Here is a 22,709-nt window from a genome sequence, read left to right on the forward strand (position 1 = left end):
GAATCACCCCCACACCCGCCAGACGGGCTGCCGCGACAGCCTGTTTACGTTATACTCGCCGGCTTTCAAAAGTTCGCCAACGAGTGCTGCCCGTCATGGAAATCAACCCGATCCTGAACACCATCAAGGACCTGTCCGAGCGCTCCGAAACTATTCGGGGGTATCTTTGACTACGATCAAAAGCATGAGCGTCTGACCGAGGTCAATCGCGAGCTTGAAGATCCGAGTGTCTGGAACAAACCTGAATACGCCCAGGAGCTGGGCCGCGAGCGTGCCGCGCTGGCGCAGATCGTCGACACCCTCGACGAACTGAACGGCGGTCTGGCCGATTGCCGCGACCTGCTGGACATGGCCGTCGAAGAGAACGACGAAGGCGCAGTGGGCGATGTCGTCGCCGAGCTGGCCCGTCTCGAGGAAAATCTGGCCAAGCTGGAATTCCGCCGCATGTTCAGCCATGAAATGGACCCGAACAACGCCTACCTGGACATCCAGGCCGGTTCCGGCGGCACCGAAGCGCAGGACTGGGCCAACATCCTGCTGCGCATGTACCTGCGCTGGGCCGACAAACGCGGTTTCGACGCGACCATCATGGAACTGTCCGCCGGTGAAGTCGCCGGGATCAAGGGCGCTACCGTGCACATCAAGGGCGAATACGCCTTTGGCTGGCTGCGTACCGAGATCGGCGTGCACCGTCTGGTGCGCAAGAGCCCGTTCGACTCCGGCAACCGTCGTCACACCTCGTTCTCCGCTGTTTTCGTCTCGCCAGAGATCGATGACAAGGTGGAAATCGAAATCAACCCGGCAGACCTGCGGATCGACACCTATCGTTCCTCCGGTGCCGGTGGTCAGCACGTAAACACCACCGACTCGGCCGTACGTATCACCCACGTACCGACCAACACCGTGGTCAGCTGCCAGAACGAGCGTTCCCAGCACGCCAACAAGGACACCGCGATGAAAATGCTGCGGGCCAAGTTGTACGAGCAGGAAATGCAGAAGCGCAACGCCGCCTCGCAAGCGCTGGAAGACACCAAGTCGGACATCGGCTGGGGTCACCAGATCCGCTCTTACGTGCTCGATGCCTCGCGGATCAAGGATCTGCGTACCAACATCGAACGCAGCGATTGCGACAAGGTGCTCGATGGCGACATCGACGAGTACCTGGAAGCGAGCCTGAAATCCGGCCTGTAACACCCTCTGTGGGAGCGGGCTCGCCCGCGATCCCCAGCCGAAGGCTGGGGGCAACGAACCTGATGGAATACTTAAAGACATGAGCGACCTACAACTCGACCCGCAAGCCCTGCAACAGGAAGAAAACTCCCTGATCGCCCTGCGCAAGGAAAAGCTTGCTGCCGAGCGCGCCAAGGGCAATGCCTTCCCGAACGACTTCCGCCGCGAAAACTACTGCGATGCCTTGCAGAAACAGTACGCGGACAAGACCAAGGAAGAGCTGGCAGAGGCTGCAATCCCGGTCAAGGTTGCCGGTCGCATCATGCTCAACCGTGGCTCGTTCATGGTGATTCAGGACATGACCGGGCGCATTCAGGTCTACGTCAACCGCAAGACGCTGTCGGAAGAAACCCTGGCTGCAGTGAAAACCTGGGACATGGGCGACATCATTGCCGCTGAAGGCACCCTGGCGCGTTCCGGCAAAGGCGACCTGTACGTTGAAATGACCAACGTGCGCCTGCTGACCAAATCGCTGCGTCCGCTCCCGGACAAGCACCATGGCCTGACCGACACCGAGCAGCGCTACCGCCAGCGCTACGTCGACCTGATCGTCAACGAAGACGTGCGCCAGACCTTCCGCGTGCGTTCGCAAGTGATCGCGCACATTCGCAGCTTCCTGATGAAGCGCGACTTCCTCGAAGTCGAAACGCCGATGCTGCAGACCATTCCCGGCGGCGCTGCGGCCAAGCCGTTCGAAACGCACCACAATGCGCTGGACATGGAAATGTTCCTGCGTATCGCCCCTGAGCTGTATCTGAAGCGTCTGGTGGTCGGTGGTTTCGAGAAAGTCTTCGAGATCAACCGCAATTTCCGTAACGAAGGCGTTTCGACCCGCCACAATCCTGAATTCACCATGTTGGAGTTCTATCAGGCGTACGCCGATTACGAAGACAACATGGACCTCACCGAAGAACTGTTCCGCGAGCTGGCGCAGCTGGTGCTGGGCAGCACCGACGTGCCGTACGGCGACAAGGTGTTTCACTTCGGCGAGCCGTTCGTGCGCCTGTCGGTGTTCGACTCGATCCTCAAGTACAACCCTGAGCTGACCGCCGATGATCTGAACGACATCGACAAAGCTCGCGCCATCGCCAAGAAGGCCGGCGCCAAGGTGCTGGGCTTCGAAGGTCTGGGCAAACTGCAGGTGATGATTTTCGAAGAGCTGGTCGAGCACAAGCTGGAGCAGCCGCACTTCATCACTCAGTACCCGTTCGAAGTGTCGCCGCTGGCCCGTCGCAATGACGAAAACCCGAACGTCACCGACCGCTTCGAGCTGTTCATCGGTGGCCGTGAAATCGCCAACGCCTACTCCGAGCTGAACGACGCCGAAGACCAGGCCGAGCGCTTCATGGCGCAGGTTGCGGACAAGGACGCCGGTGACGACGAAGCCATGCACTACGACGCCGACTTCGTCCGTGCGCTGGAGTACGGCATGCCGCCAACCGCCGGTGAAGGTATCGGCATCGATCGTCTGGTGATGTTGCTGACCAACTCGCCGTCGATCCGCGATGTGATCCTGTTCCCGCACATGCGACCGCAAGCGTAAACGTTTCAGTTAAAAAGCCGCCTAAAACAGGCGGCTTTTTATTGCCTGTCTGGTACAAATGTATCAATTGGTTAATTTGGAATTAGTAGAGGAAGTGCTGTCGTGATGGGTGCATTAGCTCAAGAAGGTGCAGCGGGTATCGCCACTGCGGTCGCTGAAAGTGTTCAGTACCAGGGCCGCAAGGCCAGCCGACAGGGCAGTGAGCAGCGTCGCCAGGACATTCTCGACGCCGCAATGCGCATTGTCGTGCGCGACGGCGTGCGTGCCGTGCGCCATCGTGCGGTCGCGGCGGAGGCCGGTGTGCCGCTGTCGGCGACCACGTATTACTTCAAGGACATCGATGACCTGCTCACCGATACCTTCGCCCAATACGTTGAACGTAGCGCGGCGTACATGGCCAAGTTGTGGATCAACAACGAAGGCCTGTTGCGCGAAATGGTGGTCAGCGCTGACGGCAGCCCGGAGTCGCGCTCGCAGCTGGCCGATGACATCGCGCGGCTGATGGCCGATTACGTGCACCGGCAACTGATCAACCGCCGCGAGCATCTGATGGCCGAACAGGCGTTCCGCCAGGAAGCGCTGCTCAACCCGCGTCTGGCCATTCTGGTGCGTTCGCATCAGCAGATTCTGTTGCAGGGCACCTGCCAGTTGTTCCAGGTACTGGGCTCGCGCGAACCACAGCAGGATGCCAAGGTGTTGACGGCGATTATCGGGCGGATGGAATATCAGGGCCTGCTCAACGACGCCGAGCCGTTGGCCGAAGAGGACATGCTCGGGATTCTGACGCGGTATATGCACCTTGTATTGGCGTCGGTGTAACACAATGCCGTCCGTCTGACGCCGATCCCCCTGTAGGAGCTGCCGAAGGCTGCGATCTTTTGATCTGCTTTTAGAAGACCAAGATCAAAAGATCGCAGCCTTCGGCGGCTCCTGCAGGGAGCCCGCGCCCAGTCATTCAAAGCGTCACGTTTTCTACAGGAGTTTCGGGTGGACGATTACCAGCAGACGATACGCATGTTGTCCGATCGCATTGTGCTGGCGCAGACGCCGATCCGCGTGCTCGATGCGGTCAAGTGGGACGACAACGTGCGCAAGGGCTTCCTCAAGGCCAAAGGCAAGGAAATGCCGGCGGTGGATCGCGACTACTACCTCAACCGCCCGCTGTCGTTCGATTCGAGCCAGGTCAAACTGGAGTTCCAGAACATCGAGCGCGACATCACCCGCCAGCTCGGCCAGTTCAACCCGGTCGGGCAGATCATGCGGCGCATGTGCAAGGAATACCGCATGGTGGTGCGCATGCTCGAGGCGCGCGGCACCGAGGACTTCGGCCTGATCTCGCAGGAGCTGTACGGCGCGGCGTCCGATGCTTTCCACGCCGGTGACCCGACCCTCGCCGACCTTGGCCTGATGATGTCCGACTACCTGAACAACATCGACGGACGCGGCGATCTCAAGGACGAGCCGAAGATCCTAACCGCCAAAGACGCGGTGCACCTGCTGCAAACCCGACTGAACAAAGTGTTCGGCGAGGCCGAAGAGACCATTCGCGTGTTCGAGTCCGACGGCATCGTCGCCGACGCCGCAGCGGGCGCCGACTACATCAAGATTCGCACCGACGCGCTGTTCAACGACCGCGACGTGCGGGCACTGGAAGTCCACGAAGGTCTGGTGCACGTCGGCACTACGCTCAATGGCTTGAATCAGCCGATCTGCACGTTCCTGTCGAAAGGCCCACCCTCGTCCACGGTGACCCAGGAAGGCCTGGCGATCCTGATGGAGATCATTACTTTCGCCTCCTACCCGAGTCGCCTGCGCAAACTGACCAACCGCACCCGTGCAATTCATATGGTCGAAGAGGGCGCGGACTTCTTGCAGATCTACGAATTCTTCCGCGAGCAGGGTTTCGAGATGGCCGAAAGCTACGGCAATGCCAGCCGGGTTTTCCGTGGCTCGACGCCGACCGGTCTGCCATTCACCAAAGACTTGTCCTACCTCAAGGGCTTCATCATGGTTTACAACTACATTCAGTTGGCCGTGCGCAAAGGCAAGCTCGAGCAGATTCCGCTGTTGTTCTGTGGCAAGACCACACTGGAAGACATGCGTACCTTGCGGCAACTGGTGGATGAAGGGCTGGTGGTGCCGCCGAAGTATCTGCCGGACCAGTTCCGGGACTTGAATGCGTTGTCGGCGTGGATGTGTTTCTCCAACTTCCTCAACCATTTGAGCCTGGACCGGATTGAGGCGGACTACTCCAATATCCTCTAGACCCAGCACCGACCCCCTTGTGGGAGCGAGCCTGCTCGCGAATGCGATTTCACCTTCAACATTGATGTTGGCTGATACACCGCTTTCGCGAGCAGGCTCGCTCCCACAGGTTTGATTTGTGTTCAGTTCTCTTCTTTGCGAGGTTTCACCGGATGAGAATCCTCGGCATTCTTTGCCTGCTCTTGACCCTCGGCGGTTGCAGTTCGCTGCTGTTCTACCCTGAACCGGGCCAGATCTTCACCCCGGACAAAGCCAAACTCGAATACCGCACCGTCACTCTGCTCACCGCTGATGGCTTGAAACTCAACGCCTGGTGGCTGCCGGCCAAACCTGGCGTCGAGGTCAAAGGCACGGTCCTGCATCTGCACGGCAACGGCGGCAATTTGCCGATGCATCTGGGCGGGAGCTGGTGGTTGCCGAAGAACGGCTATCAGGTGCTGCTGGTCGACTATCGCGGCTACGGTTTGTCCGAAGGCAAGCCGAGCCTGCCGGCGATCTATCAGGACATCGACGCGGCGTTCGCCTGGCTCGACAATGCACCCGAGGTCAAAGGCAAACCGCTGGTGCTGCTCGGGCAAAGTCTGGGCGGCGCGATGTCGGTGCATTGGCTGGCGCAGCACCCGGAGCGGCAAAAACAACTCAAGGCGCTGGTGCTGGATGGCGTGCCGGCCAGTTATCGCAGTGTCGGCCAATTCGCCCTCAGCACTTCGTGGCTGACCTGGCCGTTACAGGTGCCGCTGTCGTGGCTGGTGCCGGATGGCGACAGCGCGATCAACTCGATGGCGCAACTGACGGGCGTGCCCAAGCTGATCTTCCACAGCATCGACGATCCGCTGGTGCCAATGGTCAACGGCATTCGTCTGTATCAGGCAGCGCCGCCGCCGCGCGTGTTGCAGCTGACCCGTGGCGGTCATGTGCAAACCTTCGGCGACCCGGTGTGGCGTCAGGTCATGCTGCGCTATCTCGATGATCCCGAACACTTCGACGGCCTGCGCCGCCTCGGCGAAATCCCCAACTATCCGCCGCCCCCGAATTCCGAAGATGAGACCCCGCAATGACTGAAGAACGTAATGCCATCCCGCTGATCATCACCGGTATCTGCAGTATCCTCGGCACCGTCGGGGCGCTCTGGTACTACGGCTACCTGCATTTTGCCAAGCCGGAGGATGCGTTGCTGCTCAGCGAATTCACCATGCTCAAGACCGTGCCGGGCGAGGACTACAAAGTCTCGCTGAGCCCCGCGCCGCAAGTGGCGCAGTGCATTGATGGCGTGCTGGTGCTGTTTGATACCGAACAGAAAGGCCTGACCGGGGTGCTGGTCAACGCGCAGAAGAAAGCGGTGCGTTGCATGGGTGAGGAAACCCCACAAAAACTCCAGCAGTAACCGCATCTAATGTGGGAGCGAGCTTGCTCGCGAATACGGATTCACCTTCAACATTGATGTGAATGACACTCCGCTTTCGCGAGCAGGCTCGCTCCCACAAGGAATTTCTGGTCGCGCATGAAAAAGCCCCGCCTGATCAAGTCAGGCGGGGCTTTTGCGTTACCGGGTGAAGCTTAGTTCGAGCTCACCGAAGAACGCGGTGCTACTGGCTGGTTGTCGTTGGAAATGGTCACTTCCACGCGACGGTTCATCGCACGGCCCGAGACGCTGCCGTTATCCGCTACCGGGTATTCCTTGCCATAACCCTGAGCGACGATGCGCGAAGGATCGACACCCATCTTGATCAGGGCCATCTGCACGGAAGTCGCGCGGCGCTCGGACAGCGACTGGTTGTAGCTCGCGGTGCCGGTGCTGTCGGTGTAACCCTCGACAATCACTTTGCGATCCGGGTTTTCCTGAAGGAATTGCGCCAGTTTGTTGATGTTCACCAGGCCGCTGGATTTCAGATCAGCCTTGTTGGTGGCGAACAGCACATCACCGAAAGTCACCAGCGTACCGCGATCGGTCTGCTTGGCGTTGAGGCTGTCCTGCAGCTGTTTGATCTGTTGGTCACGCGCGTCCAGACGAGCCTGGGCGCGTTGCGCAGCGGCGTTTTTCAGGTTGTTTTCAGCGGTGCGCAGAGCGATGGTCTGCTTGGCCACTTCGACGCGCTGGTTGGTCAGGTAAGCCAATTGGTCAACCTTGGCCGCGTCTTCCTTGTCCAGATAAGCCTTGTCGGCCTTGTCCAGGTAATCGCTGGCGTCTTTGGTTTCCAGCGCCGCGACTTTGCTCGCCTGTGGGTTGGCCTGCAGGCCGGCGTAGTTGGTGCGCGCCTGTTCCAGGTTCGGGTTAGGCGGAGTAGAGCAGGCAGCCAGTGCAACGCTTGCGGCCAGAAGAGCGGGAATCATCAGTTGCTTACGCATAATTTTTCGTCCTTTCTATCGGTAAGAGTTTCAGCTTTGCGGTCGGGATGCGCGCTTACTGCACAGTGCGCTGGCTTTCCTGACGCAGTTCCTGAACACCTTTCTGGGAATCCTTCACAGCCTGTTCGGCCTTGGCGGCCTGAGCCTTGCGTTCAGCGACGCGAGCGTCCCATTCAGCCTGTTCGGACAGGCGACGGGCCTCGTCATACTTCTTGTCGTGCATGGCGATTTCAGCTTGTTTCAGTTTGTCCTGAGCCTGCTTCATTTCCACCGCAGCGAACTCGGTACCGCCAGCGCTGACGGCGCTGTTGACGGCCGATTGGGTCACGGCGTACTGCTCGGTCGGTGGGTTGCCGGCGCAACCGGCCAGTACGAAGCTGGTGCCGATGGCCAGAGCGGCCAATTTCAGACCGCGCAGGTGGGAAAACGAGGTTTGGGTTTTCATGGTCTTCAACTCCATTAGGCATCTCCTGAAAATACAACTGAATCCATCCTGGCAGAGGAGGCGAAAGCATCGCTTGTAGACGCGAATTGAAACGCTCGTTCCAGGCGTGGTTACCTGTTCCGACCGGCGGCATTTTTGAAAAGTTCAGAAAAGATGGCCTATCGCCAAAAATTAAATTGACCGTTTGGACAAGGCTCTGGGACGGGAACTTTGGCGGTTTCAAGCGGTACGCGCGGGTGTAGATTTGTCCATTGATAAATCAATTTTCGCACTGCAATACAGCCCATGTGGGAGCGAGCCTGCTCGCGAATGTGATGTGTCAGTCAGCGCAAATGCTGAATGAAAATCCGCATTCGCGAGCAGGCTCGCTCCCACGGTTTTGACCTGTATCGAATCAGTGCTTCTGCTTGTTCTCAGCCGAGGACAAATCATGCAAATGCCGCCGCGACAACGCCAGAAAACGCGGCGTCGGGCCGACATCCTCATACAACGGATCACCTTCCTCATCCGTCGCCACCACCGTCGAACCTTTCACATACGGCAGGCTTGCTTCGAACTCTTCAAGCGCGGCGCCGATCAGTTCACCGAGCAGCTCCTCGGGATGACGTTTGGGGTACATCTCGGCAATCGCCGCCAGTCGTGCGGCGGCTTCAACATCCAGATGAATCGTGTAGCCGGTGTCGGTCAGGCGACCTTTGGCGTTTTCTTCCCAATGCTGGGCGAGTTCACGAATTTTCATGATGACCTCATTTAGCGCCTGCTGATGGCAGGCCTGGGTGAGTGTCCGGCAGCGCCGGCGGCGGGCCGTCGTACGGCTTACTGTTGAGACTGGCTTTCGCGCGCAAGGTTTAAGTCGATTCGTCGCCTGCTTGTAAGAAGCGGCGCAGAGCGGCACTCTCTGGCAAAGCATTCATTTCTGCGCTGTCCCCGATTACCGCTGGAGAACTGCTGATGACCGATATTGATGCACGCTTGCGCGAAGACGTTCACCTGCTCGGAGAGCTGTTGGGCAACACCATTCGAGACCAGTACGGCGAGGCGTTCCTCGACAAGATCGAGCAGATTCGCAAGGGCGCCAAGGCCGACCGGCGTGGCTCGATGGACGCTGAACTGAGCGCCAGCCTCAATCAATTGAGCGAAGACGAATTGCTCCCGGTCGCGCGGGCCTTCAACCAGTTCCTCAATCTGGCCAACATCGCCGAGCAGTATCAATTGATTCATCGCCGCGAGGAGTCACAACCGGCGCCGTTCGAGTCGCGGGTGTTGCCGGAACTGCTCGCGCGCCTGCGCAGCGAAGGCCACAGCGCCGAGTCCCTGGCCCGGCAACTGGCGCGGCTGGAAATCGAATTGGTACTGACCGCGCACCCCACCGAAGTGGCGCGACGCACACTTATCCAGAAGTACGACGCGATCGCCGCGCAACTGGCCGCGCAGGATCATCGCGACCTGACCAGCGCCGAACGCGAGCAGATCCAGAGCAAACTGCAACGGCTGATCGCCGAAGCCTGGCACACCGAAGAAATCCGCCGAACCCGCCCGACGCCGGTCGATGAAGCCAAATGGGGCTTTGCGGTGATCGAGCATTCGTTGTGGCAGGCGATCCCCAACCATATGCGCAAGGCCGATCAGGCGCTGTTCGCCGCGACGGGCCTGCGCTTGCCGCTGGAAGCCGCGCCGATCCGCTTCGCCTCATGGATGGGCGGCGACCGTGACGGCAACCCCAATGTCACCGCCGCCGTCACTCGCGAAGTCTTGTTGCTGGCGCGCTGGATGGCCGCTGATTTGTATCTGCGCGATGTCGATCATCTCGCTGCCGAACTGTCGATGCAGCAGGCCAGCGACGCGCTGAAGGCCAAGGCCGGCGACAGTGCCGAACCCTATCGCGCGGTGCTCAAACAATTGCGCGAACGTCTGCGTGCGACGCGCAATTGGGCGCACGCTGCATTGACCGCGCCGACCCCGGCTACCGCCGATGTGCTGCACGACAATCGTGATCTGCTCGAACCGTTGCAGCTGTGTTTCAACTCGCTGCACGAATGCGGCATGGGCGTCATCGCCGACGGGCCGTTGCTCGATTGCCTGCGTCGGGCGGTGACGTTCGGCCTGTTCCTGGTGCGCCTCGATGTGCGTCAGGATTCGACGCGGCACAGCTCGGCAATGACGGAAATCACCGATTACCTCGGCCTCGGCCGCTATGAGGAATGGGACGAAGAGCAGCGCATCAACTTCCTCACCGAGGAGCTGAGCAACCGTCGTCCGTTGCTGCCCGCGCATTTCAAACCATCGGCCGACACCGCCGAAGTGCTCAACACCTGCAAGGAAATCGCCGCCGCGCCCGCTGCGTCGCTGGGCTCCTACGTGATCTCCATGGCCGGCGCCGCTTCCGATGTGCTTGCTGTGCAACTGCTGCTCAAGGAATCCGGCGTACTGCGGCCGATGCGCGTGGTGCCGCTGTTCGAAACCCTCGCCGACCTCGACAACGCCGGGCCGGTGATGGAACGTCTGCTGTTGTTGCCGGGCTATCGCGCGCGCCTGCATGGCCCGCAGGAAGTGATGATCGGTTATTCCGACTCGGCCAAGGATGCCGGCACCACCGCTGCGGCGTGGGCGCAATATCGGGCGCAGGAACGACTGGTGGAAATCTGCCGCGAGCAGCAAGTCGAACTGCTGCTGTTCCACGGTCGCGGCGGCACCGTGGGCCGTGGCGGCGGTCCGGCGCACGCGGCGATTCTGTCGCAGCCGCCGGGCTCGGTGGCCGGGCGTTTCCGCACCACCGAGCAGGGCGAAATGATTCGTTTCAAATTCGGCCTGCCGGACATCGCCGAGCAAAACCTCAATCTGTATCTGGCCGCCGTGCTCGAGGCGACCTTGTTGCCACCGCCGCCGCCGACGCCTGAATGGCGCCATCTGATGGACGAATTGGCGGCGGACGGTGTCAGCGCTTACCGCCAGGTGGTGCGGGAAAATCCGCAATTCGTCGAGTATTTCCGGCAGTCGACCCCAGAGCAGGAGCTGGGACGTTTGCCGCTCGGCAGTCGCCCGGCCAAACGCCGTGCCGGCGGTATCGAAAGCCTGCGGGCGATCCCGTGGATTTTCGGCTGGACCCAGACCCGACTGATGCTTCCGGCCTGGCTGGGCTGGGAGACCGCACTGAGCAAGGCGCTCGAGCGCGGCGAGGGCGAATTGCTCGGGCAGATGCGCGAGCAGTGGCCGTTCTTCCGCACCCGTATCGATATGCTGGAAATGGTCTTGGCCAAAGCCGACGCGGATATCGCGCAGTCTTACGATGAACGTTTGGTCGAGGCTGATCTGCTGCCATTGGGCGCGCAGTTACGCGACCTATTGTCGCAGGCGTGCGCGGTGGTGCTTGGTCTGACCGGGCAGTCGCAGCTGCTGGCGCACAGCCCGGACACCCTCGAATTCATCCGCTTGCGCAACACTTACCTCGACCCGCTGCATCTATTGCAGGCGGAGTTGCTGGCGCGTTCGCGGCAGCAGGAAGTCGAGCAGGGCAGCCCGGTGGAACAGGCGCTGCTGGTGTCTGTGGCGGGAATCGCCGCCGGATTGCGCAATACCGGCTAAGGTTGCTGAGCACCTCTGGCGGCATTCGCGATGAGGGTCGGATGCCGCTTCTCCCGCTGTAGGAAAGTGCCGCCAGGCGACAGTTAATGTAGGGGTTGCGACTTGGGTTACCGCGTCGCGAGGTCACGGCGGGCGTCGGTTTCTCCGACTTTTGGCGTCTTGTGTGGGCGCAGCCTGCTGTGTATCTTGATCAGCCTTTGGCCGTTTGTGCGGCCACGACCCGTATTTTTCAGGATCCGCCGGTTACGAGCGAATCCTTTGTTTTGTAAAGCTTTTATATAAAAAATTGAGGAGCACATCGATGCGCGTCATTCTGCTGGGAGCTCCCGGGGCCGGTAAAGGTACTCAGGCAAAGTTCATCACCGAGAAATTCGGCATTCCGCAAATCTCCACCGGCGACATGCTGCGTGCTGCGGTCAAGGCTGGCACTCCACTGGGCGTGCAAGCCAAGAGCATCATGGATGCCGGCGGCCTGGTGTCGGATGACCTGATCATCGCGCTGGTCAAGGACCGCATCGCTCAACCTGATTGCGCCAACGGTTTCCTGTTCGACGGCTTCCCGCGCACCATTCCGCAGGCTGAAGCGCTGGTCACTGCCGGTGTCGAGCTGGATGCCGTGGTCGAGATCGCTGTAGAAGACGAAGAAATCGTGCAGCGTATTGCCGGTCGCCGTGTTCACGAAGCCAGCGGCCGCGTTTACCACATCGTCTACAACCCGCCGAAACTGGCTGGCAAGGACGACATCACCGGCGAAGAGCTGGTGCAGCGCAAGGATGATACCGAGGAAACCGTGCGTCATCGCCTGTCGGTCTACCATTCGCAGACCAAGCCGCTGGTGGAGTTCTACCAGAAGCTGTCGGCCGCCAATGGTGGCAAGCCGAAGTACAGCCACATTCCGGGCGTGGGTTCGGTCGATGCGATCACCGCCAAGGTGTTGGCTGCGCTGAGCTGAAAAGTCTGAACCGCAGCATCAATCCACGGCCCGCTTGCGGGCCGTAGTTGTTTATACTGACGCACTTTTTCCCCACCCCTGTTTTGGAAACATCGATGAGCACCTTGCTGGCCCTGGACACCGCGACTGAAGCTTGCTCCGTTGCCTTGCTGCATGACGGCAAGGTCACGAGCCATTACGAGGTGATCCCGCGTTTGCACGCGCAGAAGTTGCTGCCGATGATCCAGCAATTGCTCGCCGATGCGGGTACCACGCTGCAAGCGGTCGACGCGATTGCCTTCGGCCGTGGCCCGGGCGCGTTTACCGGTGTGCGTATTGCCATTGGCGTAGTGCAGGGTTTGGCGTTTGCGCTGGATCGACCAGTGTTGCCGGTGTCCAACCTTGCCGTACTGGCGCAGCGTGCCTTTCGCGAGCATGGCGTAAGCCAGGTCGCGGCCGCCATCGATGCGCGGATGGATGAAGTGTATTGGGGCTGCTACCGCGAGACGGCGGGGGAGATGCGTCTGATTGGCGCCGAAGCGGTGTTGCCGCCGGAAGTCGCGGCGCTGCCGGCCGATGCCAGCGGCAACTGGTTCGGTGCCGGTACCGGCTGGGGCTACGGCGAACGCATCGCGGTCAATCTGAGCGGCTCCGACGCGGGCATGCTGCCCCACGCCGAAGACCTGCTAACGCTCGCGCGTTTCGCCTGGGAGCGCGGCGAGGCGATCCCGGCAGATGACGCCCAGCCGGTTTACCTGCGCGATAAAGTCGCCACCCCGAAAGCCCGCTGATACGACACTTTCTCCTGTGGGAGCGAGCCTGCTCGCGAAGGCTTCTGGTCAGTCAATGCATGTGTTGAATGTGCTGGACCCTTCGCGAGCAGGCTCGCTCCCACAGGTTCGCTGGTCACATATAAATATCGCCAATCGTCAGTTTCTGCCCCCGCCCTTAAAACCTTTTGCGCTTTATGTGTTCTAGTTATCACTCGGCGGTTTGCTAAGTCGGTCAAGTGCCGCTAAATTGCCATCATTGATACCGAGCATGACATTATGCGTATAGACGGCGTTTCCACTCAGTCCTACCCCATCAAGCGCAAGCCGCGTAAAGGCAATGCGGCGCTGGATGAATCCGTCGACATCATCGACGGCGAGCTGGAATTCCCGAGCGAAGAGCAGATGGCCGCCCGTGCTGCTCAAGCCACCGCGCAACGCCTGAGCAATCTGCCTGCCCGTCAACAAGACATGATCTACCACCGCGCGATGAAGAAAAGCGTAGCCATGGCCCTGGCCAGCTACCTGAGCACCGCCGGTTTTGTCGACTGGGATGCGGACGTGCTGGGCCTCGATCTGTATATCTGATGGATTTGCCTTACTACCTCGGTTGCCCGTCCTGGAGCGAAAATGCCTGGCGCGAGTATCTGTATCCGGTAGACGCAAAAACCTCCGACTTTCTCGCTCTCTACTGCCAGGTGTTCAACGCCGTCGAAGGCAACACCACCTTCTACGCCAGCCCATCGCCAGCCACCGTGCAGCGCTGGGCCGAGATCATGCCGGCGCACTTTCGTTTCACCGCAAAATTCCCCGGCGACATCAGCCACAGCGGCGACCTGCGCGAGCAACTGACCGCTGCCCAAACCTTCCTGCAATTACTCAAGCCGTTAGGCGAACGTGTTTCGCCGCTGTGGCTGCAACTGTCGAAAAGCTTCACGCCGCAGCGTCTGCCGGAGCTCGCGGCGTTTATCGATGCACTGGATTGCCCGCTCGCGGTCGAGGTGCGCAATGAACAGTTCTTCGCCAAGGGCGAGAGTGAGCGCCTGCTCAATCGTTTGCTGCTGGATCGTGGTGTCGAGCGCATCTGTCTCGACCCGCGTGCGCTGTTCAGTTGCTTGTCGACCGAGTCCTCGGTGATCCACGCGCAGTCGAAAAAACCGCGTGTACCGACGCGTCCGGCGGCGTTCACCCAGTTTCCGCAGGTGCGCTTCATCGGCCATCCCGAGCTTGAGGCCAACGATGCGTTTCTTGTGCCGTGGGTGGCGAAAGTCGCTGAATGGATCGAAGAGGGCCGCACGCCCTACGTCTTTCTGCATACGGCCGATAACCTGTTGGCAGCGAAACTGGCGCAACGTTTTCACGCAAAACTGATGCAACGTTTGCCTGGCTTGCCCGCGCTGCCTGAGCTATACAGAGAGCCCGCAGCCGAGCAGCTTGGCTTGCTCTGAGGCGGGTTTTTTCTGCCCGGGAGCCCGTCGATGAACGTCCAAGTCAGTCAACAGCAACTCCTCAAAGCCCAAGCCTTCAAGGCCCTGCATGATCGCCAGAAAAGCTTCGTGATTCCCAATCCGTGGGATGCCGGCTCGGCGAGGATGCTCGCCAGTCTCGGCTATCAGGCCTTGGCCACCACCAGTGCAGGTTTCGCGTTTTCTCAGGGCAAGGCTGATGGCGCGCTAAGTCTCGACGAGACCCTGGCCAATGTTCGAGCGATTGTCGCGGCGACGGATCTGCCGGTGGCGGTGGATCTGGAAAACGGCTTTGCCGATGATCCGGTCGAGTCTGCGCAGAGTCTTTTGTGCGCCGCCGAAGCGGGCGCGGTGGGCGGGTCGATCGAAGATGCCACGGGCCGTCCGGACGCGCCGATCTATTGCTTCGAACACGCCGTGGCGCGCATTGAAGCCGCTGTCGCGGCGGTGCGCACGCTGCCGTTTCCCTTCATCCTCACTGCTCGCGCGGAAAATTACCTGCACGGCAACCCTGATCTCGACGACACCATTCGCCGTTTGCAGGCATTTGCCGAAGCGGGTGCCGACGTGCTCTATGCGCCGGGTTTGCGCAGCGCCGAAGAAGTGCGCGCTGTGGTGCAAGCGGTGGCGCCGAAGCCGGTCAATGTGTTGATGTCTGGCGGTTTGAAACTGACCGTGCAACAACTCGAGGAAATGGGTGTACGCCGCATCAGCACCGGCTCGGCACTGGCGCTGGCGGCGTTCGGCGAGTTCTTTCGCGCGGCTGAAGAAATCCAGCAATCCGGCACCTTTGGCTTCACGTCACAGTCGATGCCGTACGCCAAGGCCAATCAATTCTTCAAGGACTGAGCATGGGACGTTGGCTGTTCGGGGTGCTGTTGCTCGCGATGGGTGGTGCTGCGGTAAGTGTCTGGCGCGGCTGGCTGGAGGTGCCGCCGCAGTGGAACCCATGGGCGCCATTGGACATAAAAGCCGCGCCCAACTGGCTGACCGGTTACAAACTCATGCGCCTGCGCAGTGATCCTGAATTGTGCGCACAGGCATTGAGCAGCTCGGATTTGCGCTACAGCCGTCAAGCCGACAGTCCCGGGGCCAAGTGTCCGCTGATCGGCGCTCTGCGTGTGCAGGGCGGTGAAGTGGCGCTAAGCAGCAGTTTGATCGCCAGTTGCCCGCTGGCGGTGGCCTACGCAATGTTTGAACACCACACCCTGCAACCGGCCGCGCAATCGGTTTACCGCCAGAGGATCGCGCGGGTCGATCACCTTGGCAGCTTTGCCTGTCGCAATGTCTATAACCGTGAGAGCGGTGCCCTTAGCCGACATGCCAGTGCCGACGCGCTGGACATCGCCGGTTTCCGCCTGGCTGACGGACGCACGATCAGCGTGCTCAAGGATTGGCCCAAGCAAAATCAGGACGCAGAGTTTCTGCGACAGCTGCGTGATGGCGCCTGTGAGTCATTCAGTGTGGTGTTGAGTCCGGACTACAACGCCGCTCATCGCAATCACTTTCATCTCGATGTCGGGCGCTGGAGCGTGTGTCGCTGAGAATCAGGCGGCGAGGCGCAGGTTCTGCAGAACGATCGGGCGAGCCCAGCCATTATCGAAGTCCAGAGCTTTCTGTTGCTCGACGATTTCTTCCGGCGGGAACGGCGGGTAAGGCTTTTGCAGCAAGTCCAGGTCGAACTCGGCGATCGGCAGGTACAGCGGACGTTTCTGCGGAGCAGGGCCAGGCTCCGGCAGTGGCTGGCCATTGTTGATCACGATCGGGCGGACCCAGCTGCTGTCGAAATCCTGTTGCTCTTGCTGAGCCTTGAGTTCTTCTGGCGGGAACGGTGGGAAAGGCTTGTCCAGCAGCTCCATTTCAAACTCGGCGATCGGCAGGAACAGCGGCTCTGGCGGGCGAACCTGGGTTTCTACCACGTCGCACTCACGCTGGCTGACGATGTGGGCGTGCAGCTCGCTGCCAACGGTTGGTTCTTCCGGGCTGTTCAGGTCAACCGGTGGAAACGTGCCACAGGCAGGCACCACTTCACTCGTCTGTTCGGCCAGGGCCTGGGCAAAGAAATCCTGCCACAGGTGACTGACGCCGCTCAGTGCTTGAGTGTTATGACGGCTGAAGTCGCCATGGGGCGAAACGTAGCCAATCGATGTGGGAAGAATGCCTGACATTTTTTTCGGTTGACGCTCAGCTCTGGCAAAATGCGCGTTGAATGGTTTATCGGCGGTTTTTGTCGATCCTTAACTTTTTTGAGCGTTTTTTCATGATCGAGTCACCCGCGGCCTGCCGCATCCATGTCCAGGCCCTCGCCCCGACGTTTCAAGCGCAAGCCGAACACTGGGCCGAACGTCTCGGCCTGCCGCTCGGCGAGGCGGACGGTGAGTTCGCCTTGCAGGTCGGCGAGCAGGGTTTGCAGTTGCAGCAGCTCGGCCCGGACGCGCCGGGACCGGTGCGGGTCGACTTCGTTGAGGGCGGTGCGGCGCATCGTCGATTGTATGGCGGCGGCAGCGGGCAGATGATCGCCAAGGCTGTCGGCATCGCCCAAGGCGTGCGCCCGCGCGTGCTAGATGCCACGGCGGGGCTAGGCAAGGATGCGTTCGTGCTGGCCAGTCTCGGTTGTGAAATGAGCCTGATCGAGCGCCAGCCGTTGATCGGCGCATTGCTTGAGGACGGCTTGGCGCGGGCGGCGGAAGATTTCGACGTGGCGCCGATCGTGGCGCGGATGAAATTGCTCAAGGGCAACTCCATCGAAGTGATGCGCAGTTGGGAAGGGGAGCCGCCGCAGGTGATCTATCTCGACCCGATGTTCCCGCATCGCGAGAAAACCGCGCTGGTGAAAAAGGAAATGCGCCTGTTCCGCCCGCTGGTCGGTGATGATCCGGATGCCCCGGCCCTGCTTGAAGCTGCGCTGGCGCTGGCCACGCACCGGGTGGTGGTCAAGCGTCCGCGCAAGGCACCGTGCATCGAAGGGCCGAAACCGAGCCATGCGCTGGATGGCAAATCGAGCCGTTATGACATTTATCCGAAGAAAGCGCTCAAACCCTGAGACCGTGTCGCCTCATTCGCGAGCAGGCTCGCTCCCACAGTTGAAATGCATTCCAGTGTGGGAGCGAGCCTGCTCGCGAAGCGGTCTGCACAAGCACCGCAAAACTTTCAGGGTTTGTACGCCCGCATAAACAACCCCACCACCTCGCGCACATGCCGCTCCGCTGCCTCTCCAGTCAGCGGCTCGCCGCAGCCATACAACAAACGGAAATTCCCCGCCCCTTTGATCAAGCAGAAGAAGTGCTCGGCGGCGTTGCGTGGCTGGTCGATGCTCAGCGCGCCGGTCGCATGGATTTTCGCCAGCAGACCTTCCATGCCGTTGACCACGCGCTCGGGGCCGGCCTCGAAGAAGATCAGCGACAGCTTCGGGTCCTGACTGCCCAGCGCCATGATCAGACGGTGCAGGTTCACCGATTCATCGCTGTTGATCAGTTGGTGAAAGCCCCGGGCAATGTTCAGCAACACATTCTCCACCGCGATGCCGTCCGGCAATTCGAAGAACAGCGGTGGCAATTGTTCCTCGCATTTCGCGACGACGGCAGCGGAGAACAGCGTCTCCTTGTCGTTGAAATGGCTGTAGACCGTCAGCTTCGACACGCCGGCCTCGCTGGCAACCGCGTCCATACTGGTGTTGGCGTAGCCATGGCAGAGAAACAGGGTTTTCGCCGCATCTAGGATCGCCTGGCGCTTGGCCAGATCCTTGGGGCGGCCCGGGCCGTTTGGAGCTGAAAGATTGTTCGACATTCTTCGCTTTTAATACTGGACTGGTGAGTTTGCTATTAATACCATACCCGCCAGTATAAATATTCCAAGCCTCATTCGCGAAAGGTCCGTCACCATGTTCCGCCATGCGTTGTCCTTTGCCGTGCCAGTCAGTCTGGCGTTCCTGTTATCGGCGTGCGGTCAGGAAGAGGTGACCAAAGTCGCCGTACGCCCGGCCATGGTGGTGCAGCCCGAGCCTTCGGCGCAGGCGATGGAGAGTTATCCGGGCGAGGTGCGTGCCCGCTATGAGCCTGATCTGGCGTTCCGCATCGGCGGCAAAGTCAGCCGACGACTGGTCGACGAAGGCCAGCGCGTCAAGGCCGATCAGCCACTGGCCGAACTTGATCCGCAGGATGTGCGCCTGCAACTGGAAGCCACCCGCGCGCAGGTCGCCGCCGCCGAGGCCAATCTGAATCTGGTCCGCGCCGAGCGCGATCGCTATAAAACCCTGATGGATCGGCAGATGGTCAGCCGCTCGGCCTACGACAATGCCGAAAATCTATACCGCTCCGGCGAAGCCCGCCTTAAACAAATCAAAGCCGAATTCAACGTTTCGACCAACCAGGCCAGTTACGCGGTGCTGCGTGCGCCGCAGGATGGTGTGGTGGCCAAGCGTTCGGTGGAAGTCGGTCAGGTGGTCGCTGCCGGGCAAACCGTGTTCACCCTCGCCACCGATGGTGAGCGCGAAGTGTTGATCAGCCTGCCGGAGCAAAGCTTCGGCCGCTTCAAGGTCGGTCAGCCGGTTACCGTGGAATTGTGGGCGCAGCAGAATCAACGTTTTGCCGGGCAGATCCGCGAGCTGTCGCCGTCCGCTGACCCGCGCTCGCGCACCTTCGCCGCGCGTATTTCGTTCACCAGCGGCAAAGTCCCGGCTGAACTGGGGCAGAGCGCCCGGGTGTTCGTGCAATCGGCTGACAGTGTCTCGCTGTCCATACCGCTTTCCGCGCTGACCGCTGAAAACGGCGCGACTTACGTCTGGGTGGTCAACGGCAACAACACGTTGAAGAAAACCCCGGTGCGGGTCGGTCCGTTCGGCGAGAAAAACGTGGCGGTGCTCGAAGGCCTGAATGCCAGCGACTGGGTGGTGGCTGCCGGCGTTCATGTGCTCCTCGACGGCCAGCAGGTGCGACCAGTGGATCGCTCCAACCGTGTGGTCAATCTGGCGAACAAGGAGTAAGCCCCGATGCGCTTCAACCTCTCCGAATGGGCGTTGCGTAATCGCCAGATCGTACTGTTCCTGATGCTTTTGCTCGCCGTTGTCGGCGCGTTGTCCTACACCAAACTCGGCCAGAGCGAAGACCCGCCGTTCACCTTCAAGGCGATGGTCATCCAGACCCGCTGGCCCGGTGCGACCGCGCAGGAGGTCTCGCGCCAGGTCACCGAACGCATCGAAAAGAAGCTGATGGAAACCGGCGAGTACGAACGCATCATGTCGTTCTCTCGCCCCGGTGAGTCCCAGGTCACCTTCATCGCCCGCGATTCGATGCACTCCAAGGACATTCCCGACCTCTGGTATCAGTTGCGCAAGAAGGTCGGTGACATCCGCCAGACCCTGCCGCCGGGAATCCAGGGGCCGTTCTTCAACGATGAGTTCGGCACCACCTTCGGCAATATCTACGCGTTGACCGGCGACGGTTTCGACTATGCCGTGCTCAAGGATTACGCCGACCGCATCCAGATCCAGCTGCAGCGGGTCAAGGACGTCGGCAAGGTCGAACTGCTCGGCCTGCAGGACGAGAAAATCTGGGTCGAGCTGTCCAACGTCAAACTCGCCACTCTCGGCTTGCCGCTGGCGGCGGTGCAGCAGGCGCTGGAAGAACAGAACGCGGTGTCCACGGCGGGGTTCTTCGAAACCGGCAGCGAGCGCTTGCAGCTACGCGTCTCGGGAAATTTTCAGACAGTCGATGAGATAAAGAACTTTCCGATCCGCGTCGCCGATCGTACGTTCCGTATCTCCGATATCGCCGATGTGCGTCGCGGTTTCAGCGACCCACCGGCGCCGCGCATGCGTTTCATGGGCGACGACGCGATCGGTCTGGCCGTGGCAATGAAGGACGGCGGCGACATTCTGGTGCTGGGCAAGGCGCTGGAAGGTGAGTTCTCGCGGATCCAGAAAAACCTTCCGGCCGGCATGCAGCTGCGTAAGGTGTCCGATCAGCCGGCAGCGGTAAAAACCGGCGTCGGTGAGTTCGTCCAGGTGTTGGTCGAGGCGTTGGCGATCGTCTTGCTGGTGAGCTTCTTCTCCCTCGGCGTGCGCACCGGCATGGTCGTCGCGCTGACCATTCCGCTGGTGCTGGCAATGACCTTCGCCTGCATGTATTACCTCGGCATCGGCCTGCACAAGATTTCCCTCGGTGCGCTGGTGCTGGCGCTGGGGCTTCTGGTGGACGACGCGATCATTGCCGTGGAAATGATGGCGATCAAAATGGAGCAGGGCTTCGACCGCATTCGCGCGGCGAGTTATGCCTGGACCAGCACTGCATTCCCAATGCTTACCGGCACGTTGATCACCGCCGCCGGCTTCCTGCCGATTGCCACTGCGCAGTCCGGCACCGGCGAATATACCCGCTCGATTTTCCAGGTGGTGACTATTGCCTTGCTCGCCTCGTGGGTGGCGGCGGTGATGTTCGTGCCGTATCTGGGGGAAAAACTCCTGCCGGATCTGGCGAAAATTCATGCGGCGAAACATGGCTCTGGCGATGGTCAGCCGGACCCGTATGCGACGCCGTTTTATCAGCGCGTCCGGCGTTTGGTGGAGTGGTGTGTGGCGCACCGAAAGACGGTAATTGTGCTCACCGTGGGCCTGTTTATCGCCTCGGTGATGCTGTTCCGCTTCGTCCCGCAGCAGTTCTTCCCGGCCTCGAATCGGCTGGAGTTGATGGTCGATCTGAAACTCGCCGAAGGTGTTTCGCTGGCCAATACCACCAGCGAAGTCAAACGCCTCGAAGCGCTGCTCAAGGAGCACGCAGGCATCGACAATTACGTGGCCTATGTCGGCACCGGTTCGCCACGCTTCTACCTGCCGCTGGATCAGCAACTGCCGGCGGCGAGTTTTGCCCAGTTTGTGGTGTTGGCAAAAACCATCGAAGAGCGTGAAGCGCTGCGCAGCTGGTTGATCGAAACTCTCAACGAACAGTTCCCGGCCCTGCGTTCGCGGGTTACTCGTCTGGAAAACGGTCCACCGGTTGGCTATCCGGTGCAATTCCGCGTTACTGGTGAACACATCGAAGAAGTCCGTGCGTTGGCGCGCAAAGTGGCGGCAAAGGTTCGCGAGAATCCGCATGTGGTCAACGTGCATCTGGACTGGGAGGAGCCAAGCAAAGTTGTCTACCTGAACATCGATCAGGATCGCGCCCGTGCGCTGGGTGTAAGCACGGCCAATCTGGCGAAATTCCTGCAGAGTTCGCTGGTCGGCTCGACGGTCAGCCAGTACCGCGAAGACAACGAATTGATCGAGATTCTGCTGCGCGGCACCGTGCATGAACGCACTGAGTTGTCGTTGTTGCCGAGCCTCGCGGTGCCGACCGATAACGGCCGCAGTGTGGCGTTGTCGCAGATTGCCACGTTGGAATACGGGTTTGAGGAAGGCATCATCTGGCACCGTAATCGGCTGCCGAACGTGACCGTGCGCGCTGACATCTATGGCAAGGAGCAACCGGCGACGCTGGTCAAACAGATCATGCCGACGCTGGACCCGATTCGCGCTGAGTTGCCCGATGGTTATCTGCTGGATGTCGGCGGCACGGTGGAAGATTCCGAGCGCGGGCAGAAGTCCGTGAATGCCGGGGTGCCGATGTTCATTGTCGTGGTGCTGACCTTGCTGATGGTGCAGTTGCGCAGTTTCTCGCGCACGGCGATGGTGTTTCTCACCGCACCGTTGGGCTTGATCGGGGTGACGCTGTTTCTGATGGTGTTCCGGCAGCCGTTCGGGTTCGTGGCGATGCTCGGGACGATCGCGTTGTCCGGGATGATCATGCGCAATTCGGTGATTCTGGTCGATCAGATCGAGCAGGATATCGCCTCGGGGCTCAGGCCCTGGCAGGCGATCATCGAGGCGACGGTGCGGCGTTTTCGGCCGATTGTGTTGACGGCGCTGGCAGCGGTGCTGGCGATGATTCCGCTGTCGCGCAGTGTGTTTTTCGGGCCGATGGCGGTGGCGATCATGGGCGGGTTGATTGTGGCTACGGCGCTGACGCTGTTGTTTTTGCCGGCGTTGTATGCGGCGTGGTTTCGGGTGCGTAAGGAGGCTTGAGTTTCTTTGTCGGGGCGGCCTTCGGGCCGACCATGACTTGGGGGTTTTGGGTGTATATCCCTTGCTGTGGGTGTT

21 protein-coding genes are annotated in these 22,709 nt (G+C 60.5%); 16 read left to right on the forward strand and 5 right to left on the reverse strand.

The annotated features are described in order from the left end of the window. Positions 1-95 precede the first annotated feature (95 nt). The 6 genes from prfB to AB4N53_RS25070 all read left to right on the forward strand — a co-directional run bounded on the left by prfB (position 96) and on the right by AB4N53_RS25070 (position 6,422). A protein-coding gene (gene prfB / locus AB4N53_RS25045) for a peptide chain release factor 2 (protein ID WP_099758102.1) occupies positions 96-1,191 on the forward strand; the annotation gives its coding sequence in 2 pieces (ribosomal slippage) (positions 96-167 and positions 169-1,191; 1,095 coding nt in all). A 79-nt stretch (positions 1,192-1,270) separates the two neighbouring features. After that, complete coding sequence (gene lysS, locus AB4N53_RS25050; RefSeq protein WP_076566067.1) at positions 1,271-2,773, forward strand: lysine--tRNA ligase; 1,503 nt, start codon at positions 1,271-1,273, stop codon at positions 2,771-2,773. 105 nt (positions 2,774-2,878) lie between these two features. Beyond that, the gene (locus AB4N53_RS25055) at positions 2,879-3,592 is read left to right on the forward strand and encodes a TetR/AcrR family transcriptional regulator (RefSeq protein WP_016771505.1); all 714 of its coding nucleotides are present in this window, start codon (positions 2,879-2,881) and stop codon (positions 3,590-3,592) included. Positions 3,593-3,787: 195 nt separating this feature from the next. Beyond that, a complete protein-coding gene (locus AB4N53_RS25060; RefSeq protein WP_166554750.1) occupies positions 3,788-5,038 on the forward strand; it encodes a flavohemoglobin expression-modulating QEGLA motif protein in 1,251 nt (416 codons plus the stop codon). A 152-nt stretch (positions 5,039-5,190) separates the two neighbouring features. After that, positions 5,191-6,096 (forward strand): alpha/beta hydrolase, encoded by a 906-nt coding sequence (locus AB4N53_RS25065; protein WP_460124384.1) that lies wholly within the window; start codon positions 5,191-5,193, stop codon positions 6,094-6,096. Then, positions 6,093-6,422, forward strand: coding sequence for a hypothetical protein (locus AB4N53_RS25070; protein WP_460124387.1), 330 nt, complete (start codon positions 6,093-6,095; stop codon positions 6,420-6,422). The genes AB4N53_RS25065 and AB4N53_RS25070 overlap by 4 nt, the downstream gene beginning before the upstream one ends. A gap of 173 nt (positions 6,423-6,595) precedes the next feature. Here AB4N53_RS25070 and AB4N53_RS25075 read toward each other — a convergent pair whose 3' ends face one another. From AB4N53_RS25075 to AB4N53_RS25085, 3 genes are all read right to left on the reverse strand, one after another. Then, positions 6,596-7,384, reverse strand: a complete 789-nt coding sequence (locus tag AB4N53_RS25075) for an OmpA family protein (RefSeq protein ID WP_024011746.1) — start codon at positions 7,382-7,384, stop codon at positions 6,596-6,598. A 55-nt stretch (positions 7,385-7,439) separates the two neighbouring features. Continuing rightward, on the reverse strand, positions 7,440-7,844 hold the full coding sequence (locus AB4N53_RS25080) for a DUF4398 domain-containing protein (RefSeq protein WP_024011747.1): 405 nt from the start codon (positions 7,842-7,844) through the stop codon (positions 7,440-7,442). 379 nt (positions 7,845-8,223) lie between these two features. Beyond that, the gene (locus tag AB4N53_RS25085; protein ID WP_016771500.1) at positions 8,224-8,568 is read right to left on the reverse strand and encodes a hypothetical protein; all 345 of its coding nucleotides are present in this window, start codon (positions 8,566-8,568) and stop codon (positions 8,224-8,226) included. Positions 8,569-8,780: 212 nt separating this feature from the next. Here AB4N53_RS25085 and ppc point away from each other — a divergent pair, with 212 nt between their 5' ends. From ppc to AB4N53_RS25120, 7 genes are all read left to right on the forward strand, one after another. Continuing rightward, a complete protein-coding gene (gene ppc / locus AB4N53_RS25090; RefSeq protein WP_460124390.1) occupies positions 8,781-11,411 on the forward strand; it encodes a phosphoenolpyruvate carboxylase in 2,631 nt (876 codons plus the stop codon). 301 nt (positions 11,412-11,712) lie between these two features. Next, positions 11,713-12,363 (forward strand): adenylate kinase, encoded by a 651-nt coding sequence (adk, locus tag AB4N53_RS25095; RefSeq protein WP_217864255.1) that lies wholly within the window; start codon positions 11,713-11,715, stop codon positions 12,361-12,363. Between the two features lie 95 nt (positions 12,364-12,458). Further along, entirely contained in the window at positions 12,459-13,133 is a 675-nt protein-coding gene (gene tsaB, locus AB4N53_RS25100) for a tRNA (adenosine(37)-N6)-threonylcarbamoyltransferase complex dimerization subunit type 1 TsaB (RefSeq protein ID WP_460124393.1), read from the forward strand. 258 nt (positions 13,134-13,391) lie between these two features. Further along, a complete protein-coding gene (locus tag AB4N53_RS25105; RefSeq protein WP_042606956.1) occupies positions 13,392-13,700 on the forward strand; it encodes a hypothetical protein in 309 nt (102 codons plus the stop codon). Next, positions 13,700-14,560, forward strand: coding sequence for a DUF72 domain-containing protein (locus AB4N53_RS25110; protein ID WP_460124398.1), 861 nt, complete (start codon positions 13,700-13,702; stop codon positions 14,558-14,560). Before AB4N53_RS25105 ends, AB4N53_RS25110 begins: the two co-directional genes overlap by 1 nt. 30 nt (positions 14,561-14,590) lie before the next feature. After that, positions 14,591-15,427: an isocitrate lyase/PEP mutase family protein gene (locus AB4N53_RS25115; RefSeq protein WP_460124401.1), complete on the forward strand. Its 837-nt coding sequence runs from the start codon at positions 14,591-14,593 to the stop codon at positions 15,425-15,427. A 2-nt stretch (positions 15,428-15,429) separates the two neighbouring features. After that, positions 15,430-16,122 (forward strand): extensin-like domain-containing protein, encoded by a 693-nt coding sequence (locus AB4N53_RS25120; RefSeq protein WP_460124404.1) that lies wholly within the window; start codon positions 15,430-15,432, stop codon positions 16,120-16,122. A 3-nt stretch (positions 16,123-16,125) separates the two neighbouring features. Here AB4N53_RS25120 and AB4N53_RS25125 read toward each other — a convergent pair whose 3' ends face one another. Next, positions 16,126-16,746 carry a hypothetical protein gene (locus tag AB4N53_RS25125; protein ID WP_016770666.1) on the reverse strand — a complete coding sequence of 207 codons (621 nt, stop codon included), beginning with the start codon at positions 16,744-16,746 and terminating at the stop codon, positions 16,126-16,128. A 92-nt stretch (positions 16,747-16,838) separates the two neighbouring features. Between AB4N53_RS25125 and AB4N53_RS25130 the strand changes: the two genes are divergently transcribed. Beyond that, positions 16,839-17,621: a class I SAM-dependent methyltransferase gene (locus AB4N53_RS25130; RefSeq protein WP_064364290.1), complete on the forward strand. Its 783-nt coding sequence runs from the start codon at positions 16,839-16,841 to the stop codon at positions 17,619-17,621. 107 nt (positions 17,622-17,728) lie between these two features. Here the strand turns inward: AB4N53_RS25130 and AB4N53_RS25135 are convergent, their stop codons facing one another. After that, the gene (locus AB4N53_RS25135) at positions 17,729-18,364 is read right to left on the reverse strand and encodes a TetR/AcrR family transcriptional regulator (RefSeq protein WP_024011757.1); all 636 of its coding nucleotides are present in this window, start codon (positions 18,362-18,364) and stop codon (positions 17,729-17,731) included. Positions 18,365-18,458: 94 nt separating this feature from the next. Here AB4N53_RS25135 and AB4N53_RS25140 point away from each other — a divergent pair, with 94 nt between their 5' ends. Next, a complete protein-coding gene (locus AB4N53_RS25140; protein ID WP_460124409.1) occupies positions 18,459-19,559 on the forward strand; it encodes an efflux RND transporter periplasmic adaptor subunit in 1,101 nt (366 codons plus the stop codon). 6 nt (positions 19,560-19,565) lie between these two features. After that, positions 19,566-22,634, forward strand: coding sequence for an efflux RND transporter permease subunit (locus AB4N53_RS25145; RefSeq protein WP_460124412.1), 3,069 nt, complete (start codon positions 19,566-19,568; stop codon positions 22,632-22,634). Positions 22,635-22,709: the final 75 nt, after the last annotated feature.

This window comes from Pseudomonas sp. H3_E04 (genome assembly GCF_054668915.1).